The organism is Branchiibius sp. NY16-3462-2 (genome assembly GCF_001594145.1).
GTDB lineage: Bacteria > Actinomycetota > Actinomycetes > Actinomycetales > Dermatophilaceae > Branchiibius.
In genome coordinates, this window is record NZ_LVCF01000046.1 from 48,921 (window position 1) to 73,145 (window position 24,225).

At 68.1% G+C, this 24,225-nt stretch carries 25 protein-coding genes; 11 read left to right on the forward strand and 14 right to left on the reverse strand.

Annotated elements, in window-relative coordinates:
• Window positions 1-44: 44 nt before the first annotated feature.
• Together AZH51_RS17550 and AZH51_RS17555 are read right to left on the reverse strand one after the other, a co-directional pair.
• On the reverse strand, window positions 45-581 hold the full coding sequence (locus AZH51_RS17550; RefSeq protein ID WP_291526152.1) for a DinB family protein: 537 nt from the start codon (window positions 579-581) through the stop codon (window positions 45-47).
• A 27-nt stretch (window positions 582-608) separates the two neighbouring features.
• Window positions 609-1,460: a LysR family transcriptional regulator gene (locus AZH51_RS17555; protein ID WP_291526153.1), complete on the reverse strand. Its 852-nt coding sequence runs from the start codon at window positions 1,458-1,460 to the stop codon at window positions 609-611.
• Between the two features lie 24 nt (window positions 1,461-1,484).
• On the opposite strand from AZH51_RS17555, the gene AZH51_RS17560 reads away from it, so the two are divergent.
• From AZH51_RS17560 to AZH51_RS17575, 4 genes are all read left to right on the forward strand, one after another.
• Complete coding sequence (locus AZH51_RS17560) at window positions 1,485-1,940, forward strand: hypothetical protein (protein WP_291526154.1); 456 nt, start codon at window positions 1,485-1,487, stop codon at window positions 1,938-1,940.
• A complete protein-coding gene (locus AZH51_RS17565; RefSeq protein ID WP_291526155.1) occupies window positions 1,937-2,347 on the forward strand; it encodes a hypothetical protein in 411 nt (136 codons plus the stop codon). Before AZH51_RS17560 ends, AZH51_RS17565 begins: the two co-directional genes overlap by 4 nt.
• An 80-nt stretch (window positions 2,348-2,427) precedes the next feature.
• Window positions 2,428-3,489, forward strand: coding sequence for a pseudaminic acid synthase (gene pseI, locus AZH51_RS17570; RefSeq protein ID WP_291526156.1), 1,062 nt, complete (start codon window positions 2,428-2,430; stop codon window positions 3,487-3,489).
• A 24-nt stretch (window positions 3,490-3,513) separates the two neighbouring features.
• The gene (locus AZH51_RS17575) at window positions 3,514-5,370 is read left to right on the forward strand and encodes a hypothetical protein (protein WP_291526157.1); all 1,857 of its coding nucleotides are present in this window, start codon (window positions 3,514-3,516) and stop codon (window positions 5,368-5,370) included.
• A gap of 10 nt (window positions 5,371-5,380) precedes the next feature.
• On the opposite strand, the gene AZH51_RS17580 is transcribed toward AZH51_RS17575, so the two are convergent.
• From AZH51_RS17580 to pseB, 3 genes are read right to left on the reverse strand one after another with little or no spacing between them, the layout of a single operon-like run.
• Window positions 5,381-6,448 (reverse strand): hypothetical protein, encoded by a 1,068-nt coding sequence (locus AZH51_RS17580; protein WP_291526158.1) that lies wholly within the window; start codon window positions 6,446-6,448, stop codon window positions 5,381-5,383.
• Between the two features lie 38 nt (window positions 6,449-6,486).
• Window positions 6,487-7,617, reverse strand: a complete 1,131-nt coding sequence (locus tag AZH51_RS17585; protein WP_291526159.1) for an aminotransferase class V-fold PLP-dependent enzyme — start codon at window positions 7,615-7,617, stop codon at window positions 6,487-6,489.
• Window positions 7,617-8,606: a UDP-N-acetylglucosamine 4,6-dehydratase (inverting) gene (gene pseB, locus AZH51_RS17590; RefSeq protein WP_291526160.1), complete on the reverse strand. Its 990-nt coding sequence runs from the start codon at window positions 8,604-8,606 to the stop codon at window positions 7,617-7,619. The genes AZH51_RS17585 and pseB overlap by 1 nt, the downstream gene beginning before the upstream one ends.
• Window positions 8,607-8,722: 116 nt before the next feature.
• Here pseB and AZH51_RS17595 point away from each other — a divergent pair, with 116 nt between their 5' ends.
• Window positions 8,723-9,727: a hypothetical protein gene (locus AZH51_RS17595; protein ID WP_291526161.1), complete on the forward strand. Its 1,005-nt coding sequence runs from the start codon at window positions 8,723-8,725 to the stop codon at window positions 9,725-9,727.
• A 92-nt stretch (window positions 9,728-9,819) separates the two neighbouring features.
• Here the strand turns inward: AZH51_RS17595 and AZH51_RS17600 are convergent, their stop codons facing one another.
• Entirely contained in the window at window positions 9,820-11,166 is a 1,347-nt protein-coding gene (locus tag AZH51_RS17600) for an aldo/keto reductase (protein ID WP_291526162.1), read from the reverse strand.
• A gap of 55 nt (window positions 11,167-11,221) precedes the next feature.
• Between AZH51_RS17600 and AZH51_RS17605 the strand changes: the two genes are divergently transcribed.
• The gene (locus AZH51_RS17605; RefSeq protein WP_291526163.1) at window positions 11,222-12,190 is read left to right on the forward strand and encodes a Gfo/Idh/MocA family oxidoreductase; all 969 of its coding nucleotides are present in this window, start codon (window positions 11,222-11,224) and stop codon (window positions 12,188-12,190) included.
• Entirely contained in the window at window positions 12,187-12,789 is a 603-nt protein-coding gene (locus AZH51_RS17610) for a TIGR03089 family protein (protein WP_291526164.1), read from the forward strand. Before AZH51_RS17605 ends, AZH51_RS17610 begins: the two co-directional genes overlap by 4 nt.
• Here AZH51_RS17610 and AZH51_RS17615 read toward each other — a convergent pair.
• From AZH51_RS17615 to AZH51_RS17625, 3 genes are read right to left on the reverse strand one after another with little or no spacing between them, the layout of a single operon-like run.
• Window positions 12,786-13,853, reverse strand: a complete 1,068-nt coding sequence (locus AZH51_RS17615) for an ABC transporter ATP-binding protein (protein ID WP_367188073.1) — start codon at window positions 13,851-13,853, stop codon at window positions 12,786-12,788. The two genes, AZH51_RS17610 and AZH51_RS17615, sit on opposite strands and share 4 nt — an antisense overlap.
• A gap of 1 nt (window position 13,854) precedes the next feature.
• Window positions 13,855-14,697 (reverse strand): ABC transporter permease, encoded by an 843-nt coding sequence (locus AZH51_RS17620; protein WP_291526165.1) that lies wholly within the window; start codon window positions 14,695-14,697, stop codon window positions 13,855-13,857.
• A gap of 47 nt (window positions 14,698-14,744) precedes the next feature.
• Window positions 14,745-15,707: a glycosyltransferase family 2 protein gene (locus AZH51_RS17625; RefSeq protein WP_291526281.1), complete on the reverse strand. Its 963-nt coding sequence runs from the start codon at window positions 15,705-15,707 to the stop codon at window positions 14,745-14,747.
• Window positions 15,708-15,792: 85 nt separating this feature from the next.
• Here AZH51_RS17625 and AZH51_RS17630 point away from each other — a divergent pair, with 85 nt between their 5' ends.
• Both AZH51_RS17630 and AZH51_RS17635 read left to right on the forward strand, forming a co-directional pair.
• Window positions 15,793-16,950 carry an LCP family protein gene (locus AZH51_RS17630; RefSeq protein ID WP_291526166.1) on the forward strand — a complete coding sequence of 386 codons (1,158 nt, stop codon included), beginning with the start codon at window positions 15,793-15,795 and terminating at the stop codon, window positions 16,948-16,950.
• Window positions 16,947-17,990, forward strand: coding sequence for an LLM class F420-dependent oxidoreductase (locus AZH51_RS17635; protein WP_291526167.1), 1,044 nt, complete (start codon window positions 16,947-16,949; stop codon window positions 17,988-17,990). The genes AZH51_RS17630 and AZH51_RS17635 overlap by 4 nt, the downstream gene beginning before the upstream one ends.
• Window position 17,991: 1 nt before the next feature.
• Here the strand turns inward: AZH51_RS17635 and AZH51_RS17640 are convergent, their stop codons facing one another.
• Entirely contained in the window at window positions 17,992-19,158 is a 1,167-nt protein-coding gene (locus AZH51_RS17640; protein WP_291526168.1) for an acyl-CoA dehydrogenase family protein, read from the reverse strand.
• 75 nt (window positions 19,159-19,233) lie between these two features.
• On the opposite strand from AZH51_RS17640, the gene AZH51_RS17645 reads away from it, so the two are divergent.
• The gene (locus AZH51_RS17645) at window positions 19,234-20,130 is read left to right on the forward strand and encodes a hypothetical protein (protein WP_291526169.1); all 897 of its coding nucleotides are present in this window, start codon (window positions 19,234-19,236) and stop codon (window positions 20,128-20,130) included.
• Here the strand turns inward: AZH51_RS17645 and AZH51_RS17650 are convergent.
• From AZH51_RS17650 to AZH51_RS17660, 3 genes are read right to left on the reverse strand one after another with little or no spacing between them, the layout of a single operon-like run.
• Complete coding sequence (locus AZH51_RS17650) at window positions 20,111-21,109, reverse strand: LLM class F420-dependent oxidoreductase (RefSeq protein ID WP_291526170.1); 999 nt, start codon at window positions 21,107-21,109, stop codon at window positions 20,111-20,113. The two genes, AZH51_RS17645 and AZH51_RS17650, sit on opposite strands and share 20 nt — an antisense overlap.
• Window position 21,110: 1 nt before the next feature.
• Window positions 21,111-21,599: a 5-(carboxyamino)imidazole ribonucleotide mutase gene (purE, locus tag AZH51_RS17655; protein ID WP_291526282.1), complete on the reverse strand. Its 489-nt coding sequence runs from the start codon at window positions 21,597-21,599 to the stop codon at window positions 21,111-21,113.
• A gap of 22 nt (window positions 21,600-21,621) precedes the next feature.
• A complete protein-coding gene (locus AZH51_RS17660; RefSeq protein ID WP_291526171.1) occupies window positions 21,622-22,782 on the reverse strand; it encodes a 5-(carboxyamino)imidazole ribonucleotide synthase in 1,161 nt (386 codons plus the stop codon).
• Between AZH51_RS17660 and AZH51_RS17665 the strand changes: the two genes are divergently transcribed.
• Window positions 22,773-23,315, forward strand: a complete 543-nt coding sequence (locus AZH51_RS17665) for a GtrA family protein (RefSeq protein WP_291526172.1) — start codon at window positions 22,773-22,775, stop codon at window positions 23,313-23,315. The two genes, AZH51_RS17660 and AZH51_RS17665, sit on opposite strands and share 10 nt — an antisense overlap.
• Here AZH51_RS17665 and AZH51_RS17670 read toward each other — a convergent pair.
• The gene (locus tag AZH51_RS17670) at window positions 23,270-24,223 is read right to left on the reverse strand and encodes a HAMP domain-containing sensor histidine kinase (RefSeq protein ID WP_291526173.1); all 954 of its coding nucleotides are present in this window, start codon (window positions 24,221-24,223) and stop codon (window positions 23,270-23,272) included. The genes AZH51_RS17665 and AZH51_RS17670 overlap by 46 nt on opposite strands.
• Window positions 24,224-24,225: the final 2 nt, after the last annotated feature.

Below are 24,225 nucleotides of genomic sequence, written 5' to 3' on the forward strand. Positions count from 1 at the left end.
CGCCTTCGACCTGCGCCGTGACTACACCCAGCCCGTAGCGCTCGTCAGTAACCGGTCTGCCCGTCAATCCGCTCCCGCAGCAGATCCAAGTGCCCCAGGTGCCGCGCGTACTCCTCGATGAGGTGGACCATCACCCACCGCAGGTTCACAGGACGGCCGCGCCGCTGGCCGCGGACCGGATCCGCGAGGTCTGTCCAACCAGCCAACAGCCCTCTCGATCGCTCGATTTCGCTCTCATAGGTCGCGACGTCAGCGACGGCAGTGTCCGGCGAAACATCGTCGAAGTCACCCTCCGTGCTCTCCGGCACGCAGTAGTAGTCCGGCACGTCCTGCTCGTCCATCACCACGACGCGCACCCAGTACGCCTCGACCTCGGTGAGATGCCGCACGATCCCGATCGGGCTCATCGCTGACGGCGGTACCGAGCGCTCGCACAGTTGCGTGGCCGTCAAACCCCCGATCTTCAGCAGGACCGTCTGGCGATACAGATCGAGCCAGTGGTCGAGAACCTCGCGCTCGGAGCCCAGCATCGGGCCGTCGTCGCGAGTGTCTGCGGGGGTGGGTAGCACTTCGTCGCTCATCACGATCAGCGACTCTTACAGAGCGGGTCAGCCGATTCCAGCCAATTTCCGGGCGCTTCGCTGTAGGCGGTCGAGGGCGGCTCGCGTGGCTGAGTGGTCGTTGGCCGCAACAGCAAACCAGTCGTACGTCGGACTTCCCTTGAGCGGCACAAGCCGAACGCCGGCGGGGACCGGCGTCCCCGCGAGGCTGATCGCGACACACTCCCCGGCCGCCACCCAGCGAAGGGGAGTTGTGCTCGAATCTGCCTGCGCGGCGTACGTTCTCGGCTCGATCCCGGCCTCGGCGTAGATCCGGCGTAACAGCGCGACCCAGTGTGGCGCGAACGCCTCCCGGGGCAGGTAGTGCACCCGGTCGCCGGTGTCTTTCAGGTCCACCTCGTCGAGCGCGGCTAATGCGTCATCTGCGGGTACGGCGAGTGCCAGATTCTCGTGCCCCAACCGGACGGCGGGGCGGCCGGCCTGATCGCCCGTGACAAGCACGTCGACCTGGCCGTCACGGACCAATCGGTCCTGCTCGGCCTCACCGGCCCGGATGACCTGCACCGGTCCACCCAGAGCGGCGATAACCCTTGCGGGCACAGCCAGTTCGTCGTCGACGACTGCGACCCGCAGCGGCGTGGACCCAGCGAGTGCGGCGACACCGTCGCGCACCGCGGCCAGGGCGCGCTCGGCGTACGGGAGGAACGTCTGCCCGTCGGCGGTCAACCTCATCCCCTGGGGAACACGGTCGAAAAGCGTTGTGCCGACGACCTTTTCGAGACGCGCGATGCGCGCGGACAACGCTGGCTGGGAGACGTGTCGCGCACGGGCCGCCGCAACCGTCGTACCCTCCTGCGCCACCGCCAGGAAGTCCTCGAGCAGTTCGAAATCAACGTCCATCCCGGCCATCATCCACCCCCGAGGGTGACCTACCCGGCCTCCAGTCGCGCCATGCTCTGCGTCGTGGGGGAGACAGAATCGCTCGAATACGAGATGGAACGGGCGCAACTTCCGCGATGGCTAGCGTGGTTAGCCCTGGCCGCGATTGTGCTGAGCTTGGCCTCCCTGGTCGGTCGGTGGTTCACCCAGCACCGTATTTCGATTACCGCGATCGTGTGGATCGTGCTCGGCCTGGCGGGGCTCATCTATCAGCGCTTTCTGTCGCGACGACGCGTCCGTTTCCGTGCCGACGCCACCGCCATCCGCCGACCCAGCGTTCTGCGCGATCTTCAGTGGGCCGATGTGGATCATGTGCTGGCACCCAGCCAATGGTCGGACGGCGCCTTCGTCATGATGCGCAACGGCAGCACCAAACGCACTGGGTTTCCGCCCGAGTACGCCGAGCGCCTTGCGGCCATCGGCAACAAGCCGCTGAAATGAGCGACGACGCCAGGGAACTGCGGTACACCCGGCAGACACCCCGCGAGCGGCGGGGCTACTTCACGGTGGCCGGTTCATACGCCGTGCTCGTGGTGGGCATCGTTGTCTACCAACTGGTCCGCGGCCAACCGTTCGAGGACGTCGCACCAGAATCGATCTTGTGGCTGATCCTGATCGGCCTGTTCCTGCTGCTGGTGGTCAAGTACCGCGACTCGGCGGGCGTCGCCGACGACAACGGCATCCGCGGCTTCGCGCACAAGGACATCCCGTGGCCCGAGGTGGCAGCGATCACCATCCGCGAAGACGCATGTGTTGCCGTCCTGACCGACGAGACCGAGCGCCGTACCCGCTTCCCCGCCTCCTACGCACAGCAGCTGGCCGACCTGGGCAACAAGCCACTGCGGTGACCTGGCCCTATCGGCCCGGCGGATAGGCTGATCGGCAATCGCAGTTGGACACTGCCGCACCCGTGACGAAGGCTAGGTACATGAGCACGCAACTCCCCGACATCACGATCGGCAAACACTCCATCGGCCCCGACCACGCGCCGTTCATCATTGCCGAGGTCTCCGGCAACCACGACGGATCGCTGGACAAGGCCCTCGACATCGTGCGCATGGTCGCCGACTCCGGCGCCCAGGCGATCAAGTTGCAGACCTACAAGCCGGACACGATCACGATCGACTCCGACGCCCCCGACTTCCGCCTGTCCGACGGGCACGAACTCTGGGGCGGGCGCACCCTGTGGGACCTCTACACCGAGGCACACACCCCGTGGGAATGGCACGAGCCGATCTTCCGGTTGGCCAACGACCTCGGCCTGGTGTGCTTCTCGAGCCCGTTCGACGCCACCGCGATCGACCTGCTGGAGTCGCTGGACACCCCGGCCTACAAGATCGCCAGCTCTGAGATCGTCGACCTGCCGCTCATCCGGCTCGCAGCGAGCAAGGGCAAGCCCATCATCATCTCCACCGGCATGGCCTCCATCAGCGAGATCGACGCCGCCGTGACGGCCGCCCGCGAAAGTGGCAACGAGCAGATCATCGTGCTCTCCTGCACTGCCGACTACCCCGCCAACCCGGCGGAGTCGAACCTGCGCGGCATCCCGGTCATGCGCGACGCCTTCGATGCGCACATCGGCCTGTCCGACCACACCCCCGGCATCGGCGCCCCACTGGCCGCCGTCGCGCTCGGCGCGGTGGTCGTCGAGAAGCACGTGACCCTGGCCCGCGAGGGTGGCGGGGTGGATTCCTCCTTCTCCCTCGAACCCGACGAGCTGGCCGCGCTGGTCCGCGAGTCCGAGGTCGCCTGGCAGTGCCTCGGCCAGGCCCGGATCGGCGCGAAAGCCGGTGAGCGCGAAGGACTTCGGTTCCGCCGCTCGCTCTACGTCGTCGAGGACGTCAAGGCCGGTGACGTCGTCACTCCGGCCAACGTCCGCTCGATCCGGCCGGCGCTGGGCCTGGCGCCCGACCTGTTCCGGGTGGTCGAGGGCCGCACCTTCGCCACCGATGTGAAACGCGGTACGGCGTTGTCCTGGGATCTGATCTGAAAGCGCCCAACTAAGCTGGCCCCCATGACCGAACAGGCTGAGCTCACCGACACTGGCATCCGACAGGACTCCGTCTCCGGGGCAACCGTGATCGTCGGTGACATGATCGCCTGGTCCGATCTGCAGGACCTGACCCCTCCGGCGGCCACCGCTGCCGTGATCGAGCGGCTCGTGAGTGCGCGCGTCCCGCAGAAGGTGCTGCTGGCCGGTCCCCGCGCCGGTCTGCTCCTGCCCCAACTGCCGACGACGTCGCGCATCGACGTTCTCACCCGCTCGCTCGACGACATCCGCGCCCTGGAGATCCTCGGCGGGATGCACTCGCGGGTGTCCTATTACTGCGGAGGTTTCCTCGATTTCGAACCGGAGCGGGACTACGACCTGATCGTGGCTCTTGGTGGTCCCCAGCGACTGCTCAGCCCCGATCGCGCCGGACTGACGATCGGCGGGACAATCAGCCGACTCGGTGATGCGCTGACCGCGGACGGTCTGTTGGTGACCGACCTCGCCAACGAGCTGGGGCTGACCGACCTGGTGCGCGCCGTACCCGACCCGCAGGCCGAGGAGGACGTCTCGTGGTGGATCGGGGCCGACGGTTTCAGTACTCGTGCGACCTACGCCCGAGAGCGCGACGGGTTGCTGGCCGCCGCCGGACTGACCTGCCACTCGACGTACGCCGCGCTGCCGGACCTGGACGCGCACAACCTGTTGATCGCACGGGACATCGCGACCGACGCCGATCGCGTGGACGCGGTCCGCGCCGTCGCCGCGCAGGTCACCACCCAGGAACTGAGCGAGCTGCCGATGCTTCGCGATGTGCACGCCACGCTGGACCGGGTGGCCGCCGCGGGCCAACTGGACGACCTGGCCCCTGCCTGGCTGATCGTTGCCGGGAAGGGCGCACCCGTCGACACGACGTTGCCGGATGCCGTCTACGTCGAGTCCGGGCCTACCCGATGGGCCCAGCGGCTCGTGCTGGACGGCGACTCGCTGACCCGCTCCTGGAGCGACGGAGGCCGGGACGCCGACCGCAGTGAGACGGATCTGACCCGGACCCTGCGAGCCGAGTTCCCCGCCGGAGTCACCTTGGAGACCCGCCTACGTGCCGCCGCCGCGACCCGCCAGCAGTCGGCGGTCCGGCCCCTTGTCCGCACGTACGCCGAGTGGCTGGCCGATGAGTCCATCTGGACTCCCGCAACCGCCAGCCACCGGGTCTTTGCCACACCGGACAACGTGCTGGTCGCCGACGACGGCTTAGCGATGCTCGACCAGACCTGGACCCGGGCGGGCATTGCCTCCGCTGGAGACACCCTCGTGCGCGGCCTGCGGACGTTTGCCACCCGGTTGCTCGCCACCGGTGGCGCGCATCCGTGGCGGGTGGGCGTCACCCCCGATGAGCTCACGGTCACGCTGGCCGCCATGGCCGGCTTCTCCGTCACCCCGGCCGACATCGCGCGGGTCGCTGCCACCTCCACGCACATCCGGGCCACCTTGTTGGGCACGCCGGAGCTGGCCGATGAACTGCTGGAGCTGGATCTGGAAAGCGGTCGGCACGCTCGTGACCTGCCCGCTGCCGACCAGGCCGGTTACCGCGAACTTCTGACCCGGCTGCGCGCTGTCGCCAGCGAGATGCGCCAGAAGGACGGTCAGATCCTGTGGCTGGAGGGAACGCTGCGGCACCGCGACCGTTACATCCGGCGCCTGGAGAAGACGATCGAGACCTACGAGATGACCTTGACCTACAAGGCCGTTGACCTGATGCGTGCGCCGCGCCGGATCGCGACCAACCGGGCCGTCTCGATGGCCAAGTCGACCGCGGATCAGGTGCTGCCGCCCGGTGCGATGAGCAAGGCCCGCAACCTGGCCAAGCGGCTGGGCGACTAGCGCGAAGCAGTCAGGCGACCGGCGGCGGCAGCGGCTCGGCGTCGGTGCGCGCCGGCTCGGTAGCAGCGCTGACCTCCGGCTGTTCGGCGGTCTCCGCGGGCGTCTCCGCCGCCGGAGCCTCTGCCAGCCCGTCGTCGGCGATCTGCTCGTCCACGTCGATGACCAGACCGGCGGTGGGCTCGGCGTCGACGGGAGCGCGGTGCGCGTTGCTGCGGGCCCGCCGGGACGCGGCGCGGTTGCTGTGCTTCTCCTCCAACGGCGGCGCCGGAGGCGGCGGCAGCGGGTGGGTCAACACATCGCCCCAGCCGAAGACGTCGATGATCTCCGTCTCGGGCAGCACGTGGTCGAGTCCGAGTTCGTCCGCGGCCACGGTGTACGCGTAGTCACGCGGGACCGAGAACTGGTGCATCTGCGGCCACATCCGGCGCGGCTTGCTGGCGCCGCCCAGGATCGCGTGGTCGGACTCGAGTTCCATCGGGTCGCCGTAGACCCCGACCTCGTTGCCCGCGGTCGCCCCGTAGAGCACCGCGCTGCTCATCCGGTTGGAGACCACGCGCTTGTGACGGCGCATCTCGGCCAACTGCCGGTAGAGGAACGCCACGTCGGTGTCCTGCCAGAGGTACCCGCGCTGGCCGTGCGTGATGACCCGCACCCCAGCCTCTTCGTATTCGCGGCGCACCTCGGGGTTGTCGTACTCGTTCCAGTGCAGACACACCGTGATCGGCACATCGCCTTCAGCGGCTTTGATCTCCTCGACGTACTCCGTGTGACTGCCGACGACCTGCTGGCCCTCCCAGCCGTGGAAGGGGTAGACGATCGTCCCGGTCCGTTCCGGCGCGTTGGCCAGCCACTCGCGCTGCTTCTCCAACTCCAGCAGGTACAGCCAGGGCGCGCCGACGGTCACGTAGTCGCGCAATCCATCGGCCCAACCGCGCCGGGCGCAGGCCTGCGACCAGACGAATTTGGGGTAGCGCGGCGCGAACACTGTGCCCACGGCGAACCCGTCGTGCATGTTCCAGCCGTGCTGCAGGTAACCCCACATCCGCGGCGGCTCCTCGAGACCGACGTAGCGGGCCATGATGTGCGCGTGCCCGTAGAAATGATTTGCGTGATGCATCAGGCCCCCACGAAGGTGCGCACTGAGTCGATCACCCGATCCACGTCGGCGTCGGTGAGATCAGGGAACATCGGCAGGCTGATCTCCTGGGCTGAGTAGGCCTCGGCGATCGGGAACTGACCCTTGCGCCAGCCGAGGTCGGTGAAGATCGGCTGCGTGTGGACCGGGATGTAGTTGACCTGCACCCCGATTCCGTCCGCGTGCAGGTGCTCGAACAGTTCCCGGCGGCGGCCGTCGAGGATCCGCAGCGGGTAGAGATGCCAGACCGGCTCGGCTCCAGCGCGGTGCGCCGGGGTGCGCAGGACGTCAATGCCGCCCAGACCGGCGTTGTACCGATCGGTGATCTGCTGCCGGCGCGCTTTGAACTGCGCGAGGCGGGTCAGCTGGGAGGAGCCCAGGGCGGCCAGCACGTCCGGCAGCCGGTAGTTCAGACCGAGGCTGTGCACCTCGTAGTACCACGGCCCCTCGTCCGTCACCCGCAGCTTGGCCTCGTCGCGGGTGTAGCCGATACCCTTGAAATCCCTTGCCGCAGCAAGAAGTTCGCTGCTCGGAGAGACCACCGCGCCACCTTCGGCGGTGGTGAGGTTCTTCGTCGGAAAGAACGAGAAGGTGGTCAGGTCGGCCAGCGAACCGACCGGGACGCCGTCCAACGAACCGCCGACGCTGTGCGCGGCGTCCTCCAGCAACAGCGCCCCCGCGTCGTGCGCGACCTTGGCCAAAGCGGGCGCGTCGATCGGGTGCCCGGCGTAGTCGACGCCGGCGATCACCTTCGTGCGATCGGTCACCGCGGCTGCAGCGGCCTGCGGGTCCAGGTTGCCGGTGTCCTCGCTGACATCCGCGAAGACCACCCGGGCGCCCTGCCACATGGCGGTGGTCGCCGTGGCGAAGAACGTCAGCGGCGTGGTGATGACCTCGTCGCCGGCACCGACCCCCGACGCGGCGTACGCCGTGTGCAGGGCCGCGGTCCCGGAGGTCACCGCGACCGCGGGGTCGGTCACGCCCGCCACCGCCGCGACGTCCTTCTCGAACTGCGCGACCGCGGGACCGGTGGTCAGCCAGTTGCCGCGCAGCACCTCGGCCACCGCGGCGATGTCGTCCTCATCGATCGATTGACGCCCGTACGGGAGCATCAGACCCCGGACTCCAGGACGCCGCGGATGTCCTCAGCGGAGTACCACAGGTCGTTCTTGTCCGAGGAGCAGTGGAAGCCCTCGGGGACGGGGACGGCGTTCTCGATCGGCTTGTAACCCCAGGTCGCCAGTTCGGGCTCCAGCACGTAGTACTTGCCGTCGTTGACGATGACCGCGCGGCGGCCCTCCTCGGGAGAGATCATCTCCTCGTGCAACTTCTCGCCGGGGCGCAGGCCGATGTCGTGCATCTTGGCGCCCGGTGCGATGGCCTGGGCCAGATCGGTGACCTTGTGCGAGGGAATGTGCGGGACGACCAACTCCCCGCCCTGCATCATCTCGAAGGTGTCCAGCACCATCTGGACCGCCTGCGGCAGGGTGATCAGGAAGCGGGTGCAGCGCAGGTCGGTGATCGGCAGCGACTCCCCCGCGGCGTGCAACGCCCGGAACTTGGGGATGATCGAACCGCGTGAGCCGGTGACGTTGCCGTAGCGGACCACGGCGAACCGGGTGGGATACGCCGCGGCGTAGTGGTTGCCCAGGATGAAGATCTTGTCGGCGGTCAGCTTGGTGGCGCCGTACAGGTTGATCGGGCTGGACGCCTTGTCAGTCGACAGGGCCACGACCTTCTTCACGCCGGCGTCGATGGACGCCTCGACGACGTTCTGGCTGCCCATCACGTTGGTCTTGACGAACTCGAACGGGTTGTATTCGCCGGTGTCGACCTGCTTGAGCGCCGCGGCATGCACCACGTAGTCGACCTGGTGCATCGCGCGCTGCAGGCGCGGCAGGTCCCGGACGTCACCGATGAACCAGCGCAGGCGCGGGTCGTCCCCGAACTGCTGGCGCACCTCCCACTGCTTCAGCTCGTCGCGGGAGTAAATGACGATCCGCTTCGGCCCGATGTCGTCCAGGAGGCGGGTGATGAAGGCTTTACCGAAGGAACCGGTACCGCCGGTGATCAGGATGGACGAACCCTGCAGGATGCTCACGCTTACGTACTCTTCTCACTCGCTGACGGTGCTCGGTAGGGGCGGCCGACACGGCAGCCAGACCATCGTAGAGGCTAGCATTTTGCCGCCCCTGTCCCCGCCATTGAAGGACGCCGATGAACAGCCAGCTCGTGCTGCTGCGATGTGACGGCGGAGGCACGTACGGCGTGGGGCACGTCATGCGCCAACTGGCCCTGGCCGACGAGCTGGTCGCGCGCGGCGTGTCGGTCCAGTTCCGGGGCAACCTGACGAACACCCCGTGGCTGGCGGCACTGCTGGCCGCGCGCGGTCTGAGCATGGTCGCGATCGACGACGACCCGCGCGCACTGCGTGACACCGCGCTCGAGACCGGTGCCTCAGCGGTCGTGCTCGACGGCTACCACCTCGACCCCGCTACCGGCGCAACGCTGCGGGCAGCCGGCATCCCGGTCATGGCGATGGTCGACTATTCCTTCGGCACCGAACAGGACGCCGACCTGTACGTCGACCAGAACCTGGGTGCCCGACCCCACTCGCCGCGGGCGCTGGCGGGGATCGACTACGCACTGTTCCGCGACGACGTGCTGGCGCTACGGCGGGTCGGCCCGGACCACCTGCCGGCATCGTCGCCACTGCGCGTGCTGGCCGTCTTCGGCGGTACCGACCCCTACGCGGCGGCGCCGGTCGTGGTGCCCGCGCTGCTGGACACGGGTCTGCCCGTCACGATCACCGCGGTGGCTGCCCGGGAGGAGATCGCCGTCGCATTGCGCGGCCTGCCCGTTGCCGACGGCCAGGAATTGCACGTCATACCAGCCACGCCCGGGCTCGCCGCGCTGGCCGCCGAGTCCGACCTGGTCCTGAGTGCTTCGGGCTCCTCGGTCTGGGAGTTCCTCTGTATGGGCGTCCCGACGGCACTGGTCTGTGTGGTCGACAATCAGCGGGCCGGCTACGACGAGACGGTCCGTCGCGGTGTGGTCGCGGGCCTCGGACACCTGGACGGCTTCGACGCGGCAGCCGCCACGGCCACCCTGCGGACACTGGTGCAGCGAGCGGATGACCGGTCGGCCCTGGCCACCAAGGGTCAGCTGCTGGTGGACGGCAAGGGGCGCCAGCGGGTCGCCGACGCCCTCCTCGCCCTGTGAACCCGCGAGGTTATGGGAGACATCGAGGTTAGAGGAGCCGCTAATAAGCGGAGGCCCCTCCCGTAACCTGAAAGTCTCCTGAATCCGCGTGGTCAGGCAATGAAGGAGGCCGCCTGCTGTTCCACCTGCTCCACCGAGACGGCCGGCAGCGACACCGAGGTCACGCGCGCAAACCCGCGGGCCGCCGAATCCGCGCAGGTGATGATGACATCGTCCGGCGCGTCTGCGAACGACGTACGCCACGCCGCCGGGACCCGCACGTACCCGATCCGTGGGTCGGCGAAGGCCGCCTCGAGCTGCTCCGGCTGGTCCAGGGCGACCCCCACCAACCGGCACCGGCCCTGCGATTGCAGCGACACCAGTGATGCCGCACCACCCCCGGACCACGATGTCCACGCCGACCAGGGCAGCAGCAGCGCGTCCACCGACTTGCTCTGCAATTCGCGCAACGTGTTGTAGACCGAGGCCGCCACCTCCGCTGCCGCCCAGCCGTCCGAGGCGGACGGCGGGAGCGCTGACAGCGGCGCCACCTGGGCCACCACCGCGAGTCGCTCACTCAGCCCGTGCGCCAGGCTCTGGCCGATACGGGCCTGGGCATCGCCGTACGTCACATCGGTGTAGACGTGCGTGACTCCCGCCATGGCGGCTGCGTCGAGCACCCGGGCCACCGTGGCCAGATCGATCGCGCCACCCAGCCCGGCCGCATCGAGCACCCAGGGGCCCTGCCCGATCGGATTGGGCACCGTGCCGGGCAGCGGGGAGGGCACCGCACCGCCGGCTTCGACGAACCGGTCCAGCAGCACCCGCCACGGCACGGAGACCGGGTCCGGCAGGCCGCGCAGCGCGCGTGCGGCGACCGTGAAGTCACGCAGGGTGTCGATGGTGCAGCGCAGCCGCTTGACCGGGCCGGTCAGGGGCGGATTCACCGACAGGTCCGCAGTGTGCCGGCGAATCCAGGGCGTGACGTGCTCCCGGTCGTAGGGATCGGTGGCGATGTGGTGGGCCTGGCGCAGGAGGCCGGCGCTGAAGACCTCCGCGCCGAGGCCGGTGATGTCGGTGACCGCCACGCGGATGTACTGCTCACCCGCAGCGTGCATGTCGTCGATCATCTGCTGCACGAAGGAGCCGTCCGGCACTACGTTGTCCCCGGTGAGGCGCACCACCAGGTCGTCGTCGGCCAGGGCCCGGGGGGCGTCGAAAAACCGCCGTAACGGGTCATGCAACGAACCCCGGAACACCGCGACCCCGATCTCGCCCAGCGCGTCGGCGATCGCATCGTCCTCCGGTTGGTCGCTGGTCGCGACGACGACGTCGAGGCCGGTATTGCCCGCCCGCCGGGCCGCGAGCGCCACGACGGGCTGGCCCGCGACGGTGAGGAGGGCCTTGCCGGGGAGCCGGGACGAGGACAGTCGGGACTGCAGCAGGACGCGGGTGGGCACCGGATGAAACTATCGGATCGTGCTCCCCCTGCCGCAGACCCGTACTCCTGCTCCCATGACTGCCCCACCGTTGCGGTGGGGGTTCAGCGCGCCCGGTGGAATCGCCGCCAGGATGGCCGCGACGATGCACGCCAACTCCCGCCAGCAGGTGGTGGCCGTGGCCTCCCGCTCCCAGGACCGGGCGGACGTCTTCGCGCGCGAGTTCGGCGTTGATCGGGCGTACGACGATCTGGCGGCGATGTGCGCGGACCCCACCGTGGATGCGGTGTACGTCGCGACGCCGCACTCCGGCCATCTCGAGCAGGCACTGGTCGCGATCGAGGCGGGCAAGCACGTCCTGGTGGAGAAGGCGTTCGCGGTGGATGCGGCGGAGGCCCGGCAGTTGGTGGCGGCAGCCCGCAGCAGGGGGGTCACCTGCATGGAGGCGATGTGGACCCGCTTCCTGCCGGGTTACGACGTCGTGCGGCAGCTGCTGTCTGACGGCGCACTGGGCCAGATCGAGGCGGTGTACGCCGATCACGGACAGTGGTTCGCCTATGACCCGCAGCACCGGTTGTTCAACCCGGAGCTCGCCGGCGGCGCGTTGCTCGACCTGGGGATCTACCCGGTCTCGTTCGCGGCGTTCGCGCTGGGGACCGACCTGCAGGTCCGGGCCAGCGGCCGACCCGCCCCGACCGGCGTGGACGGTCACGTGAGCATCGTTGCGACACAGGGCAATGCGACCGCCGTCCTGGACACCACCTTGTTCGCGCGCACCCCCACCACCGCGTCGATCAGCGGCACCGAGGCCCGTCTGGAGTTCGCGCCCGACTTCTACACACCGACTCCTATCTCGCTGATCACGCGCGAGGGTACGGCCACGACGATCGACCCGGGCCCGCTGACCCGGCACGAAGGATTGGTCTACGAAGCAGCCCACTTCGCGCAACTGGTCGCCGACGGCCGCCCCGAGTCACCGCTCCTGCCGTTGGACGAGACCGTCGCGATCATGGACCTGCTCGATGAGATCCGGGGCCAGCTGTGATCCCCCAGCTGGCGAATCTGGCCGCCGATTCGGCCCGCCCGCGGGTCACCTACTACAACGACGCGACGGGTGAGCGGATCGAACTGTCCGGATCGACCGTCCTGCGCTGGGTCGCCAAGGCCGGCAACTGGTTGCAGGACGAGATGGACGCGGGCCCGGGCACAGCGGTGTCCGTGGACATCCCGGGCGATCACTGGCGCGCCGTCTACTGGACGCTCGCGGTGTGGGCGGTGGGCGCCGTCGTCACCGACGACCCGGGCGCGGACGTGCGGGTGGCGCTGGACGACCCGACCGCGGACCTGTCCGAGCCGGAGGCCTCCCTGGCCCCCTCGGAGCTGACGGGACAGCCCGACTCCTTCTCGCCGTACGCCGATCCAAGCCCTGCGGACCTGGCCGTCGACCTGGGCGGTGAGCAGGTTCCGTATGCCGCGCTGGCGGTGCAGTCACCGCAGGACCGGCCACGGGTCGTCGCCGATGCAGACCTGCCCGCCCAACTGCTGTCGGTCTACGCCCGGGACGGATCCCTCATCCTGTTGCGCAACGAGGACCACGCCAAACGCGCCGACCGGTTGCTGGCCGAAGGGTTACCGCTGGCCTAACCCACGGCCCGGCGGCGGTCCGCTTCGTTCTCGATGGCCCGGCGCTCTTCCTCACGCTTGAGTCGGCGCTTGATCTGCTCGTCGGTGCGCTTGCGGCGACGGTCGACTACCTCTTCGTCGGTGGGCAACTCGTAACTGTCGCCCATCAACTCCGACAGGTAGCGATCCATGATCTCGTCCATGGGGCCGTCGCCGACCAGGTGGCCACCGTTGAGATAGAGCCCCCGGGTGCAGAAGCGCAGGAGGTCCGGCCCGGAGTGGGAGACCAGGAACAGCGTGCGGCCCTGGTCGAGCAGACTCTCCATCCGGTTGTAGCACTTCTCCCGGAAGGCGGCGTCGCCGACGGCCAACACCTCATCGACCAGGATGATCGGCTCGTCCAGGCAGGTGATGACGGAGAAACCGAGCCGCACCTGCATCCCCGAGCTGAAGTGCCGGTACGGGACGTCCAACCCGGCGCGGACCTGCGGGCCGGCGAAGTCCACGATGTCGTCCCAGCGTTCCTCGACCTGCTCCTTGCTCATCCCGTGCAGACCGGCGGTCAGGTAGATGTTCTCCCGGGCGCTGAGCTCACCGACGAATCCACCGGTGAGTTCGATCAACGGCGCCACGCCCTCGTGCACCTTGGCCCGGCCCTCGTCCGGCAGCAACGTGCCGGCGATCAGTTTCAGCAGCGTGGACTTGCCGCCACCGTTACCGCCCACCAGGCCGACGGCCTCGCCACGACCGACCGTGAAGTTGAGGTTGCGCAGCGCCCAGAAGGTGTCCCGCTTGTGCGCGCTCTTGCCGGTGAAGACGATCTCCCGCAGCGACAGATTGCGCTTGCGCCCGCGCAGGAATTCGATCCCGAGGTCTTCGACCTCGATGACCGGTTCGCCGGGTTTGGTCTTCCAGGTCACGGTGGACTCGACCGGGGGCAGGTCGTAGTCCTCGATGCTGTGCTTGTGCTCGGGGTCGTAGCCCTCGGGGTCGTTGGCCTTTCGGATGGGGCGCCACCGCAACTTGCCGTTGGCTCCCATGATGGGCTCGCCGATCGGGCCGATCGGAGGCGACTGGTCGGACATCTCAGATCTCCTTCAGGACCGGGGACTCGAGCTTGCGGAACACCCACATGCCGAAGAACAACCAGAAGATGGTGATCACCACGCAGGTCCCCCAGGCGAAGTAGTCCGGACGGATCTCGGTGCTGAGGAATCCCAGCCGGTACATATCGTTGATCCCGGTCAACGGGTTGAACTGCAGGATCACCTTCGCCCAGGCGTGCTCCTTGTCCAGCATGGCCACCGAGTAGACGATCGGGGTCAGGTAGAAACCCATCCGCAACATGATGCGCACGATGCGGATGAAGTCATCGACCAGGGCGGTGACCGGAGCCATCACCAGGCCGAGTCCAACGCATAGGAAGAACTCCAGGATCAGCGCGGGGATCCATAGGACGAAGCGCCAGTTGAGGTGGATCTGGTCGCCCGTGATGGCGAAGAGCAGGACGAAGGCGATCAGGATCGGCAACGACATCAGGTGCTCGATGCCCTTGGCGATGACCACCCGGATCACCCACAGTTCGCGGGGCAGGTTGGTGGAGCGGACCAGCAACCGCTCGGAGTACAACGCGCGTGCCGTCTCGTTGATCGAGTTGTTGAACCAGTTCCAGGCGAGCAGACCGGCCAGTAGGAACACGACGTACGGCGCGCCCTGGGAGCGGCTGTGCGCGATATCGGTGCCGCCGGTCGTCTTGATGCTGTAGATGACACCGAAGACGAACCAGTAGACCAGCGTCATCGCCAACGGGTCGATCAGCGTCCACAGATAGCCCAGGACACTGCGGGCGTAACGGACGCGCAGATCCCGCCGGACGAGCGTGCCGAGCACCTTGCGGTATTCGACGATCCTGCGGAGACGTTCGAGCATTGACGTGTGATCCTTACGTGGTCGGGCGTGCCGGGTCAGGCTACCCGTCAGTTGCTGGGGGTCTCCTGGGCGGATTCTGCAAGCCGTATCCGGCTGGTCAGGAAACCCCACCCCCACGACATGTGCATGGTCGCCAGTACGCCGGGTAGCAGCGCTCGCACCTTCGGCGCCTCGCCGCGCGAGATAGCAATACCCCCCACGGCGACACTGCCGGCGTAACCGAGCGGGATCGCCCACAGCGGCCGCCAGGCCAGACCGCCGACGGCTCCGGCGGCGATCGCCACGAGCGCTGTCGGCGGCGCGAGGTAGCGCAGGTTGATCGAACCGCGGTGCTCACGAGCCACCACCCGGCGCCACGTGCCGTACTGCCGGTACTGCGTGGACAGGGCCCGGAACGTCCCCCGCGGGCGATAGGTGACTTTGAGCTGCGGGGTGAACCACACCAACCCGCCTGCTTGCCGGATCCGGTAGTTCATCTCCCAGTCCTGGGCGCGGATGTAGCGCGGGTCATAGCCGCCGACCCGGTCCAGCCAGGTGCGGTCGAACACGCCCAGGTAGACCGTTTCGGCCGGGCCGGGGTCGCCACCCTGCTTGAACTTCACCCCACCAACGCCGATCTTGCTCTTCATCGCGCACGCCACCGCACGCTCGAAATCGGTCGTACCCTCGGCGTCCATGATCCCGCCGACGTTCGCGGCCCGTTGGTCCGCCAGTGTGCGTACCGCGGTGGTCAGGTACCCCGGGGACAGGATCCCGTGCCCGTCGACCCGGGCTACGACCGGATACTGCGACTTGGCGATGGCGGCGTTCAACCCTTCCGGCGTGCGGCCCGACGGGTTGTCGACCAACACGATCCGCGGGTCCCGACCGGCCAGCTCCGCTGCGACCTCATCGGTGCGGTCATGGGAGGGACCGAGGGCAAGGATCACTTCTATCGGGCCGGCATAGTCCTGCGCGAGGATCGCACCGACCGACTCCCCCAGGTGCCGCTCTTCGTTCAGGATCGGCATGATGACCGAGATTCCCAGCCTGCTCTCGTCCTGCACTCGGCAAGGCTACCCGGACCAGCCAGGTTGCCCGGTTACCCTCGCCAGCGTGAACGGAAACGACGACCAGAGAGCGCAAGCGATCCCGGTACGCCGCCGGTTGCCGTCGCCCGGGCCCCAGCAGGGCACCCAGCAAGCCACCCGGGCCCTGCCGGTCCACCCGGACCGGCAGGACCGACCGGCACCGCAGCCCGCCACGGCACCTGGTCCACCCCCGGCACCGCCGCGCCAGAAGTTGCCCCGCAAGTACCTGTGGCGGCGCATTCTCGTGGTGGTCGCCCTGGTCCTCGCCCTCTGGTTGGCGTTGCTGGCCTGGGCCGGTTTCAGCGCCTGGGGTGCCGTCGACAAGATCGCGGCCTTTCCCACCGGCGACCGGCCCGCGGCGGGATCGGGCACCAACGTACTGCTGGTCGGCTCGGACTCCAGGGCGGGTCTGAGCAGTGAGGAAGCTCACGATCTGGGCACCGGTGGCGCCAACGTCAGCGAGGGCAGCGCGCACACCGACTCGATCATGCTGCTGCACCTGCCCTCCTCCGGTCAGCCGACGCTGGTCAGCTTCCCCCGCGACAGCTACGTGCCCATCCCGGGTCACGGGCGCAACAAGATCAACGCATCCTTCGCCTTCGGCGGCGCCCCGTTGCTGATCGAGACGCTCGAGAACGCCACGGGTCTGCGGATCGATGGCTATATGGAGATCGGCTTCGGCGGATTCGCGGGAGTGGTCAACGCCGTCGGCGGCGTGCGGATGTGTCTGCCCGAAGCGGTGAAGGACGACTACGCCCACATCGACCTGCCGGCCGGTTGCCAGACGCTGAACGGCAAGGACGCGCTGGGCTACGTGCGCTCCCGGCACGCCTTCGCCGAGGGCGACCTCGCCCGGGCCAAGCACCAGCGCGAGTTCCTGGCCGCCCTGATGAGCAAGATCGCCAGCCCGGTCAACGTGCTGATGCCGTGGAAACTGCACAGCATCGGGGTGTCCGGCGCCCAGGGTCTGGCGGTCGACAACGAGATGTCACCGTGGATGGCGTTCAAGACCGTGTGGGCACTGAAGGGCATCTCCTCCAATGGCACGTCGGTGCAGGTCCCGATCGCGGGCAACGCGAGCACTAACGTGGGCGACGTGCTGCTGTGGGACAAGCCCAAGGCGCTGGCGCTCTTCGAGGCGCTGCGCAACGACACTGCGTTGCCGACATCGGTGTCGCCATGAAACTCGGCGTCCACCTCGGCTACTGGTCCGCGGGCCCGCCCGACAACGCCCAGGAGATCGTCCGGGCCGCGGATGACCTGGGCTTCGACGCGGTGTACACCGCTGAGGCCTACGGCTCCGATGCATTGACCCCGTTGGCGTGGTGGGGTTCGGCCACCCGCCGGGTCCGCCTGGGCACCAACGTCATCCAGTTGTCAGCGCGCACTCCGACGGCCACAGCGATGGCGGCCATGACGATGGATCACCTGTCCGGCGGCCGGTTCATCCTGGGCCTGGGCGTCTCCGGCCCGCAGGTCGTTGAGGGCTGGTACGGGCAGAGCTACCCGAAGCCGTTGGCCCGCACGCGCGAGTACATCGACATCGTGCGACGGACGATTGCCCGAGAGGTCGTGACGTCGGACGGCCCGCACTACCCGCTGCCGTTGACCGAAGGGGGTACCGGTCTGGGCAAGCCGCTGCGTTCGACCCTGCACCCCTACCGCACCGACCTGCCGATCTTCCTGGGTGCCGAAGGACCCAAGAACGTCGCACTGGCGGCCGAGATCGCCGACGGCTGGCTGCCGTTGTTCTTCTCCCCGCGCAGCGACGATTTCTACCGGGCGGCACTGACGGAAGGTTTCGCCCGAGCCGGGGCACGGCGTACGCCGCAGGATTTCGAGGTGCACGCCTCGGTGCCAGTCATCATCGCCGACGACGTGGACGGCGCGGCCGACCTGATCCGGCGCAACCTGGCCCTCTACGTCGGCGGGATGGGCGCGCGCGGGCAGAACTTCCACCTGGACGTCTTCGCCCGGATGGGCTGGGAGGACGTCTGCGACCAGGTGCAGAACCTCTACCTGGACGGCCGGAAGGACGAGGCGGCCGCGGCCATCCCGTTGGAGATGGTCGACGACGTCGCCCTCATCGGGCCGGCGGAGCGGGTGCGCGAGCAGTTCAGCCGCTGGGAGCCGACCGTGGTGACCAGCCTGTTGGTCCAGGGCGTCACCTACTGGCCGGACCCGGTCGCCGGCCTGCAGACCCTGGCCGAGACGCTGGGCTGAATCAGCCCTTGAGCAACTGACGGGCCATCACAACCCGCTGGATCTGGTTGGTGCCCTCGTAGATCTGGGTGATCTTGGCGTCGCGCATCATCCGCTCGACCGGGTGGTCCTTGACGTACCCGGCGCCACCCAGCAACTGCACGGCGTCGGTCGTGACCTCCATGGCCACGTCGGCCGCGAAGCACTTGGCGGCCGCTCCGAAGAAGGTCAGGTCCGCGTCACCGCGCTCGGACTTGGCCGCCGCGACGTAGACCATCTGCCGGGCCGTCTCCAGCTTCATGCCCATGTCAGCGAGCATGAACTGCAGGCCCTGGAACTCCGCGATGGCCTTGCCGAACTGCTTGCGCTCCTTGACGTAGTCGATCGCGTAGTCCAGTGCGCCCTGGGCAACACCGATGGCCTGCGCACCGATCGTGACGCGGGTGTGGTCCAGGGTTCGCAGCGCGATCTTCAGACCCTCACCGGGCTCGCCGATCATCCGGTCACCGGGGATGCGGACGTTGTCGAAGTGCAGTTCGCGGGTCGGGGACCCCTTGATGCCCATCTTGCGCTCGGGAGCGCCGAAGGTGAAGCCCTCGTCGTCCTTCTCGACCACGAAGGCGGTGATGTTGCGACCCCGGGGGCCGTCGGGGTCGGTGACGGCCATGACCGTGTAGAACTGCGAGACACCGGCGTTGGTGATCCATGACTTCTGACCGTTGAGGATGAAGTCGTCACCGTCGGCGGTGGCCTTGCACTTCATCCCGGCGGTGTCGGAGCCAGCCTCGCGCTCGGACAGGCCGTAGGAGAACATCGCCTCACCGCGGGCGACCGGCGGCAGGTACTTGGCCTTGACCGCTTCGGAAGCACCCAGGATGACCGGCATGGAACCCAGTTTGTTGACCGCCGGGATCAGCGAGGACGACACGCAGGCGCGAGCGACCTCTTCGATGACGATGCACGTGGCGAGGGCGTCGGCACCGACCCCGTCGTACTCCTCCGGGATGTGCGGCGCGTGGAAGTCCGAGGCCACCAGCGCGTCCAGGGCCGCCTGGGGGAACTCGCTCCTCTCATCGACCTCCGCCGCATGGGGGGCGATCTTGTCCTCGGCGACGGCGCGGACCGCGGCCCGCAGCTCCTCGTGCTCCTCGGAGGTCTTGAACAGGTCGAAGTCAGTGTTTCCGGTCACGCTCCGAATGTTACTCGCCTGGACGTCCTACTAAGCAACCGCTTAGCTTTCAGGATTCGCTCATACTCTCCCGCCATGGCGGATCTCACACGGCGTACGGCGATGGGCGGCTTCGCGGCCGCGGTTCTGGCCGGCTGCGGCTCCGGCAGCCGGACGACCCCGTCCCGTCCGCCGTCATCCTCACCCTCCCCCACAACGTCCACGCCGGCGGCGGTCGCGAACCAGCGTCTCCTGAGCAGCGGCCTCACCAGCGCGACCGGCCCGACGCCCGGCGCCGCCGGCACGTCGCTGGCCGTGAACCCGGAGGTCGTCGTCGTCGGAACCGCCCCGGACAGCACGATCCAGCAGATCGCCCGGTTGGCCATCTCCTACCAGCCGACGATCCTGGAGATCACCGGCGCGACCGCACCCACGCAATCCCTGCTGATCCTCGCGCCCGCGACGAAGGCCACCTTCGACCAGTGGACCGGTGAGAAGGACAACCCGGCTGAGAGCGGCGCCACGGTCTTTCCGTCGCCTCCCGCCCAGCCGTGGATGGCCCTCAAACCCGACACCGATCAACGCCAGCTCGAGGTGACCCTGGCGCACGAGATGCTGCACGCCCTGACCCTGACCTTCGCCAGCAAGCGCGACCAGCCGACCTGGCTGACCGAAGGCTTCGCCCAACTGGTGTCCGCCGACGTGACCCAGATCGTCGAGCTCGCGGCCACCCCGCCCGCGGCGGCGTCGTTGCCCACCGACGCGCAATTCACAGCCCAACCGGAACGCTCCTACGTGCTCGCGTTCCTGTTTGCGACCTTTCTGCAGCAAAAGCGCCGCGACGCAGTCGCCGCCTTCTACACCCCGGCCGTCCACGGTCAACCCGGTGACCTGGATCGCTTGGCGCACAGCGTCTTTGGCGCCGCTATCCCCGGACTCACCCAGCAATGGCAGGCGCAGTACGCCGCCCAGGTCAGGACACTGCGGGGATGACTTCCTCGCTGAACCGTCGCATTGAGCTGTCGTCGTACGCCGCGTCGGGGAAGTAGCAGATGGCGTAGTCCATTCCGACCGTCTGCAGTCCGCGAAGCGTCTCGGCGATCTGGTCCGGCTCGCCGACGAGGGGCTGCTCGCGGAACGCGGCTGCTGCCGCGGCGGCCTTCTGCGTACCCAGGTACGGCGCGTATCGCTCTTCGACGCCGCGCACCGTGGCATCGATCTCGGCGGGTGATCCCATGAGCACGTTGTAATTGGCGGACCGCGTGATCTCAGCAAAATCCCGGCCGACATCCTCGCAATGCTGTTGCAACACAGCTGATTTCGCCTCGAACTGGCCCGGCGTGCCATCGAAGTTGGTGTAATCGGCGTACTGCGCCGCGATCTTCAGCGTGACCTTCTCACCACCACCGGCGATCCACATCGGGATGCGGTTGCTCTCGCTGGTGGTCTGCACCGGCTGCGGGTGACACAGGGCACCGTCGACCTGGTAGTACTTCCCGTCGAGGGTCGCCGAGCCGGTCGTCCACATCTGCCGGAAGATCTCGACCCCTTCCCGCAGGCGGCCCAATCGCTCACCGGCAGAAGGGAATCCGTATCCGTACGCGCGCCACTCATGCTCGTACCAACCGCCGCCGATACCCATCTCGAGCCGGCCGCCGCTGATCAGGTCGACGGTGGCGGCAACCTTCGCCAGATAGGTCGGCTCGCGGTACCCCATGCAGGTGCACATCTGACCCAGCCGCACCCGCGCCGTCGACGCGGCGAAGGCCGCCATCAGGGTCCACGCCTCGTGGGTGGCCTGATCGCTGGGCTGCGGCGTGGTGTGGAAGTGGTCGTACACCCACAACGACTCCCAGTTCGGGTCCGCATCGATGGTCGAGGCCAGCCCCGACATCACGTCCCACTGCCGCGCCGGGTCGATACCGACCAGGTCGAAACGCCAGCCCTGCGGTACGAAAGCGCCGAATCGCATGTCAGCTCCCTGCAATCTCTGATCGAAGCGACGCACCCTTGGCGTGCGCCTGGTCACGCAAGGTGGACTGGAAGTCCACCATCGCCGTACGCACTTGCGCCGCAAAGGAATCCGTCCCTGAGGCAATGATGCGAGCGGCCAGCAGGCCCGCGTTGCGGGCCCCGCCGATGGATACGGTCGCCACCGGGACACCCGCGGGCATCTGGACGATCGACAACAGCGAGTCCATCCCGTCCAAATACTTCAACGGCACCGGTACGCCGATCACCGGCAGAGGGGTCACGGCGGCGAGCATGCCGGGCAGGTGAGCGGCTCCCCCGGCACCGGCGATGATGACGCGCAGTCCCCGATCAGCGGCGCGGGCGCCGTACTCGATCATCTCCGTCGGCATCCGGTGCGCCGACACGACATCAGCCTCGAAGCCGATGCCGAACTCCGCGAGCGCCTCGGTCGCCAGTTTCATCACCGGCCAGTCCGAGTCGCTGCCCATCACCACACCCACGATCGGTTCGCTACTCACGCACTACTCCTTGCAGATAGTCGGCGGCGTGCCGGCCGCGTTCGCGCAACCCGGCCAGGTCGGTCCCCGTCAGGTTGACGTGCCCGATCTTGCGGCCGGGCCGGACCGCCTTGCCGTACAAGTGGATCTTCAGCTCCGGGTCCCTGGCCATCAGATGCCGGTAGGTCGGGTAGAGGTCCTCGTCCTCACCGCCGAGCACATTGGTCATCACGGTCCACCGCTCGCGCGGGCGCGGCGACCCCAACGGCAGGTCGAGCACGGCACGCAGGTGCTGTTCGAACTGGCTGGTGACCGCGCCGTCCATCGTCCAATGGCCACTGTTGTGCGGGCGCATCGCGAGCTCGTTGACGACGAAACCACCGTCCGGCAGCTCGAAGATCTCCATCGCCATGACGCCGGTGACGCCGAGTTCGCCGGCGACCCGCAGCGCCGCCTCCGTCGCACGAGCCGCCAGGTCGGGGCTCAGATCCGGCGCCGGCGCGAGCACCTCGGTGCAGATTCCGCTGGTCTGGACGGTGTGGACCACCGGCCACGCGGCGGCTTGCCCCGACGGGCTGCGAGCCACCAATACGGCCAGTTCCCGGACGAAACCAACGGCTTCCTCGGCCAGCAACGTCTCGCCATGGGCCAACCAGTCGGCCGCCTCGTCGGGACTGGACACCAGCAGGACGCCCTTACCGTCATACCCGCCGGTCGGCGTCTTGAGCACCACCGGCCAGCCGTGATCAGCTGCGAAGGCGGCCAGTTGCTCCGCAGTGTCAACGGCGGCCCAGGCCGGACAGGGCACACCCATAGTCGTCAACCGCTCACGCATCGCGAGCTTGTCCTGCGCGAACACCAGTGACTGCGGCGAGGGGTGGACGGCGACACCGGCCGCCACCAGCGCGTGCAACACCTCCTGCGGCACGTGCTCGTGGTCGAAGGTGATGACATCGCAGTCCTGGGCGAACGCCAGCACGTCGTTGACGTCGGTGTAGTCCCCCACCGGCGCGGACGGCACGACGAAACCCGCTGCCGAATCATCGGTTTCGCAGAGGACGGAAAGAGTGATGTCGAGGTTGACCGCAACCGGTGCACACATCCGCGCCAACTGACCGCCACCGATGATGCCCACCACTGGAAAGCCGCCAGGAGCCCGTCGCGGTGCCGTCACGCCGATATCGTATGGGTTTATCCTTGGACCTCGTGCTGACCCGCCTCATCGACGCGTTTCACCGACTCTGGCGAGAGTTGGCCAAGTTCGGCGCTATTGGCGCGATTTCTTTCGTCATCGACCTTGGTGGTTACAACCTGCTGATTGCGGGTCCGATGTCCCACAAGGTGACCACCGCCAAGATCATCAGCGGTGCGGTGGCGACTGCTTTCGCATGGGTGGGGAACCGTTACTGGACGTTCCGGCACCGTCGTAACCGACCCGTCCACCACGAGGTGGTGCTGTTCTTCGCCGTCAACGGGGTTGCCCTGGCCATCTCTGCCGCCTGGGTTGCGTTCGCGCACTATGTCCTGCACGCCCACGGCACGTTGATGCTCAACGTGCACGCCTTCATCGGCATCGGCCTCGGAACCATTTTCCGCTTCTGGGCGTACCGCAACGTTGTCTTCGTGAACGAAGACGTTGATGGTGATGGCCCGGAGGCGGTTCAGGAGCGCGATTCGGAGAGAAACAGCGCGAACACCGCCGGGTGAGCCGAGCGCAGTTCCAACCGTCCGCCGTTGGCGGCCGCGAGGTCACGCGCCAGGGCTAGTCCGAGCCCCGTGCCACCGGTGCTGACCCGCCGCTCGAAGATCCGCGGCGCCAGCGCAGCATCCACCCCCGGACCGTGGTCGGAGACTTCGACCACCACCGAGGGGCCGTTGCTGCGGGCCCGGACCTCCACCGTCCCTGCACCGTGCGTGAGCGCATTTTCCAAGAGGGTCGACAGGACCTGGGCGAGGTCGCCGCGGGCGCACAACACCTGCAGCCCACGCTGGCCGGTCACCCGGACCGCCCGCCGTGCCCCGGTGAATGCCGGCTGCCACTCCCGTTGCAACGCCGCGATCACCGAGTCCAACGACACCGACTCGGCCGGCTCGTCGTCCTGGGTGCGGGTGCGGTGCAACAGATGCTCGACGACCTCGGTCAACCGTTCCACCTGTTCGATCGCGACAAGCGCCTCTTCGTGGACCAGGTCGATGTCGTCGGTTTCGGAGATTTCGTCCAATCGCATCATCAGGGCGGTCAGCGGAGTTCGCAGCTGATGGCTGGCGTCGGCCGCGAAATCTCGTTCGGCGGCAATACTGCGGGACAGGGAGGCGGCGCGGTGCTCGAACACCGCAGCGATCCGGTCGAATTCCTCGACGCCACTGTTAAGTGGTGGCCCGCTGCTACCGACGCGGGTGTCTTCCGCTCGCCGCACCAACTCGTTGACCGAGGTTGTCACCCAGTCGACACTGCGCACCGTCAGCCAGCAGGCGACACAGAAGGAGACGATGCCGATCGCAAGCAGCGTGACCCGTGTCGGCCAGTTGTCGGCAATGACGATGCCTGCCGCCGTCGGCGGCAGTCCGGCGCAGGTGAGGGAGAGCAGCCCCTCACGGGTCAACCGCCGACGCACGT

Coding starts and splice junctions, on each gene's coding strand:
- AZH51_RS17550 (WP_291526152.1), bottom strand. CDS start 581: ATGAGCGACGAAGTGCTACCCACCCCCGCAGACACTCGCGACGACGGC.
- AZH51_RS17555 (WP_291526153.1), bottom strand. CDS start 1,460: ATGGACGTTGATTTCGAACTGCTCGAGGACTTCCTGGCGGTGGCGCAG.
- AZH51_RS17565 (WP_291526155.1), top strand. CDS start 1,937: ATGAGCGACGACGCCAGGGAACTGCGGTACACCCGGCAGACACCCCGC.
- pseI (WP_291526156.1), top strand. CDS start 2,428: ATGAGCACGCAACTCCCCGACATCACGATCGGCAAACACTCCATCGGC.
- AZH51_RS17575 (WP_291526157.1), top strand. CDS start 3,514: ATGACCGAACAGGCTGAGCTCACCGACACTGGCATCCGACAGGACTCC.
- AZH51_RS17580 (WP_291526158.1), bottom strand. CDS start 6,448: ATGGCCCGCTACGTCGGTCTCGAGGAGCCGCCGCGGATGTGGGGTTAC.
- AZH51_RS17585 (WP_291526159.1), bottom strand. CDS start 7,617: ATGCTCCCGTACGGGCGTCAATCGATCGATGAGGACGACATCGCCGCG.
- AZH51_RS17595 (WP_291526161.1), top strand. CDS start 8,723: ATGAACAGCCAGCTCGTGCTGCTGCGATGTGACGGCGGAGGCACGTAC.
- AZH51_RS17605 (WP_291526163.1), top strand. CDS start 11,222: ATGACTGCCCCACCGTTGCGGTGGGGGTTCAGCGCGCCCGGTGGAATC.
- AZH51_RS17615 (WP_367188073.1), bottom strand. CDS start 13,853: ATGTCCGACCAGTCGCCTCCGATCGGCCCGATCGGCGAGCCCATCATG.
- AZH51_RS17620 (WP_291526165.1), bottom strand. CDS start 14,697: ATGCTCGAACGTCTCCGCAGGATCGTCGAATACCGCAAGGTGCTCGGC.
- AZH51_RS17625 (WP_291526281.1), bottom strand. CDS start 15,707: ATGCCGATCCTGAACGAAGAGCGGCACCTGGGGGAGTCGGTCGGTGCG.
- AZH51_RS17635 (WP_291526167.1), top strand. CDS start 16,947: ATGAAACTCGGCGTCCACCTCGGCTACTGGTCCGCGGGCCCGCCCGAC.
- AZH51_RS17645 (WP_291526169.1), top strand. CDS start 19,234: ATGGCGGATCTCACACGGCGTACGGCGATGGGCGGCTTCGCGGCCGCG.
- AZH51_RS17650 (WP_291526170.1), bottom strand. CDS start 21,109: ATGCGATTCGGCGCTTTCGTACCGCAGGGCTGGCGTTTCGACCTGGTC.
- purE (WP_291526282.1), bottom strand. CDS start 21,599: ATGGGCAGCGACTCGGACTGGCCGGTGATGAAACTGGCGACCGAGGCG.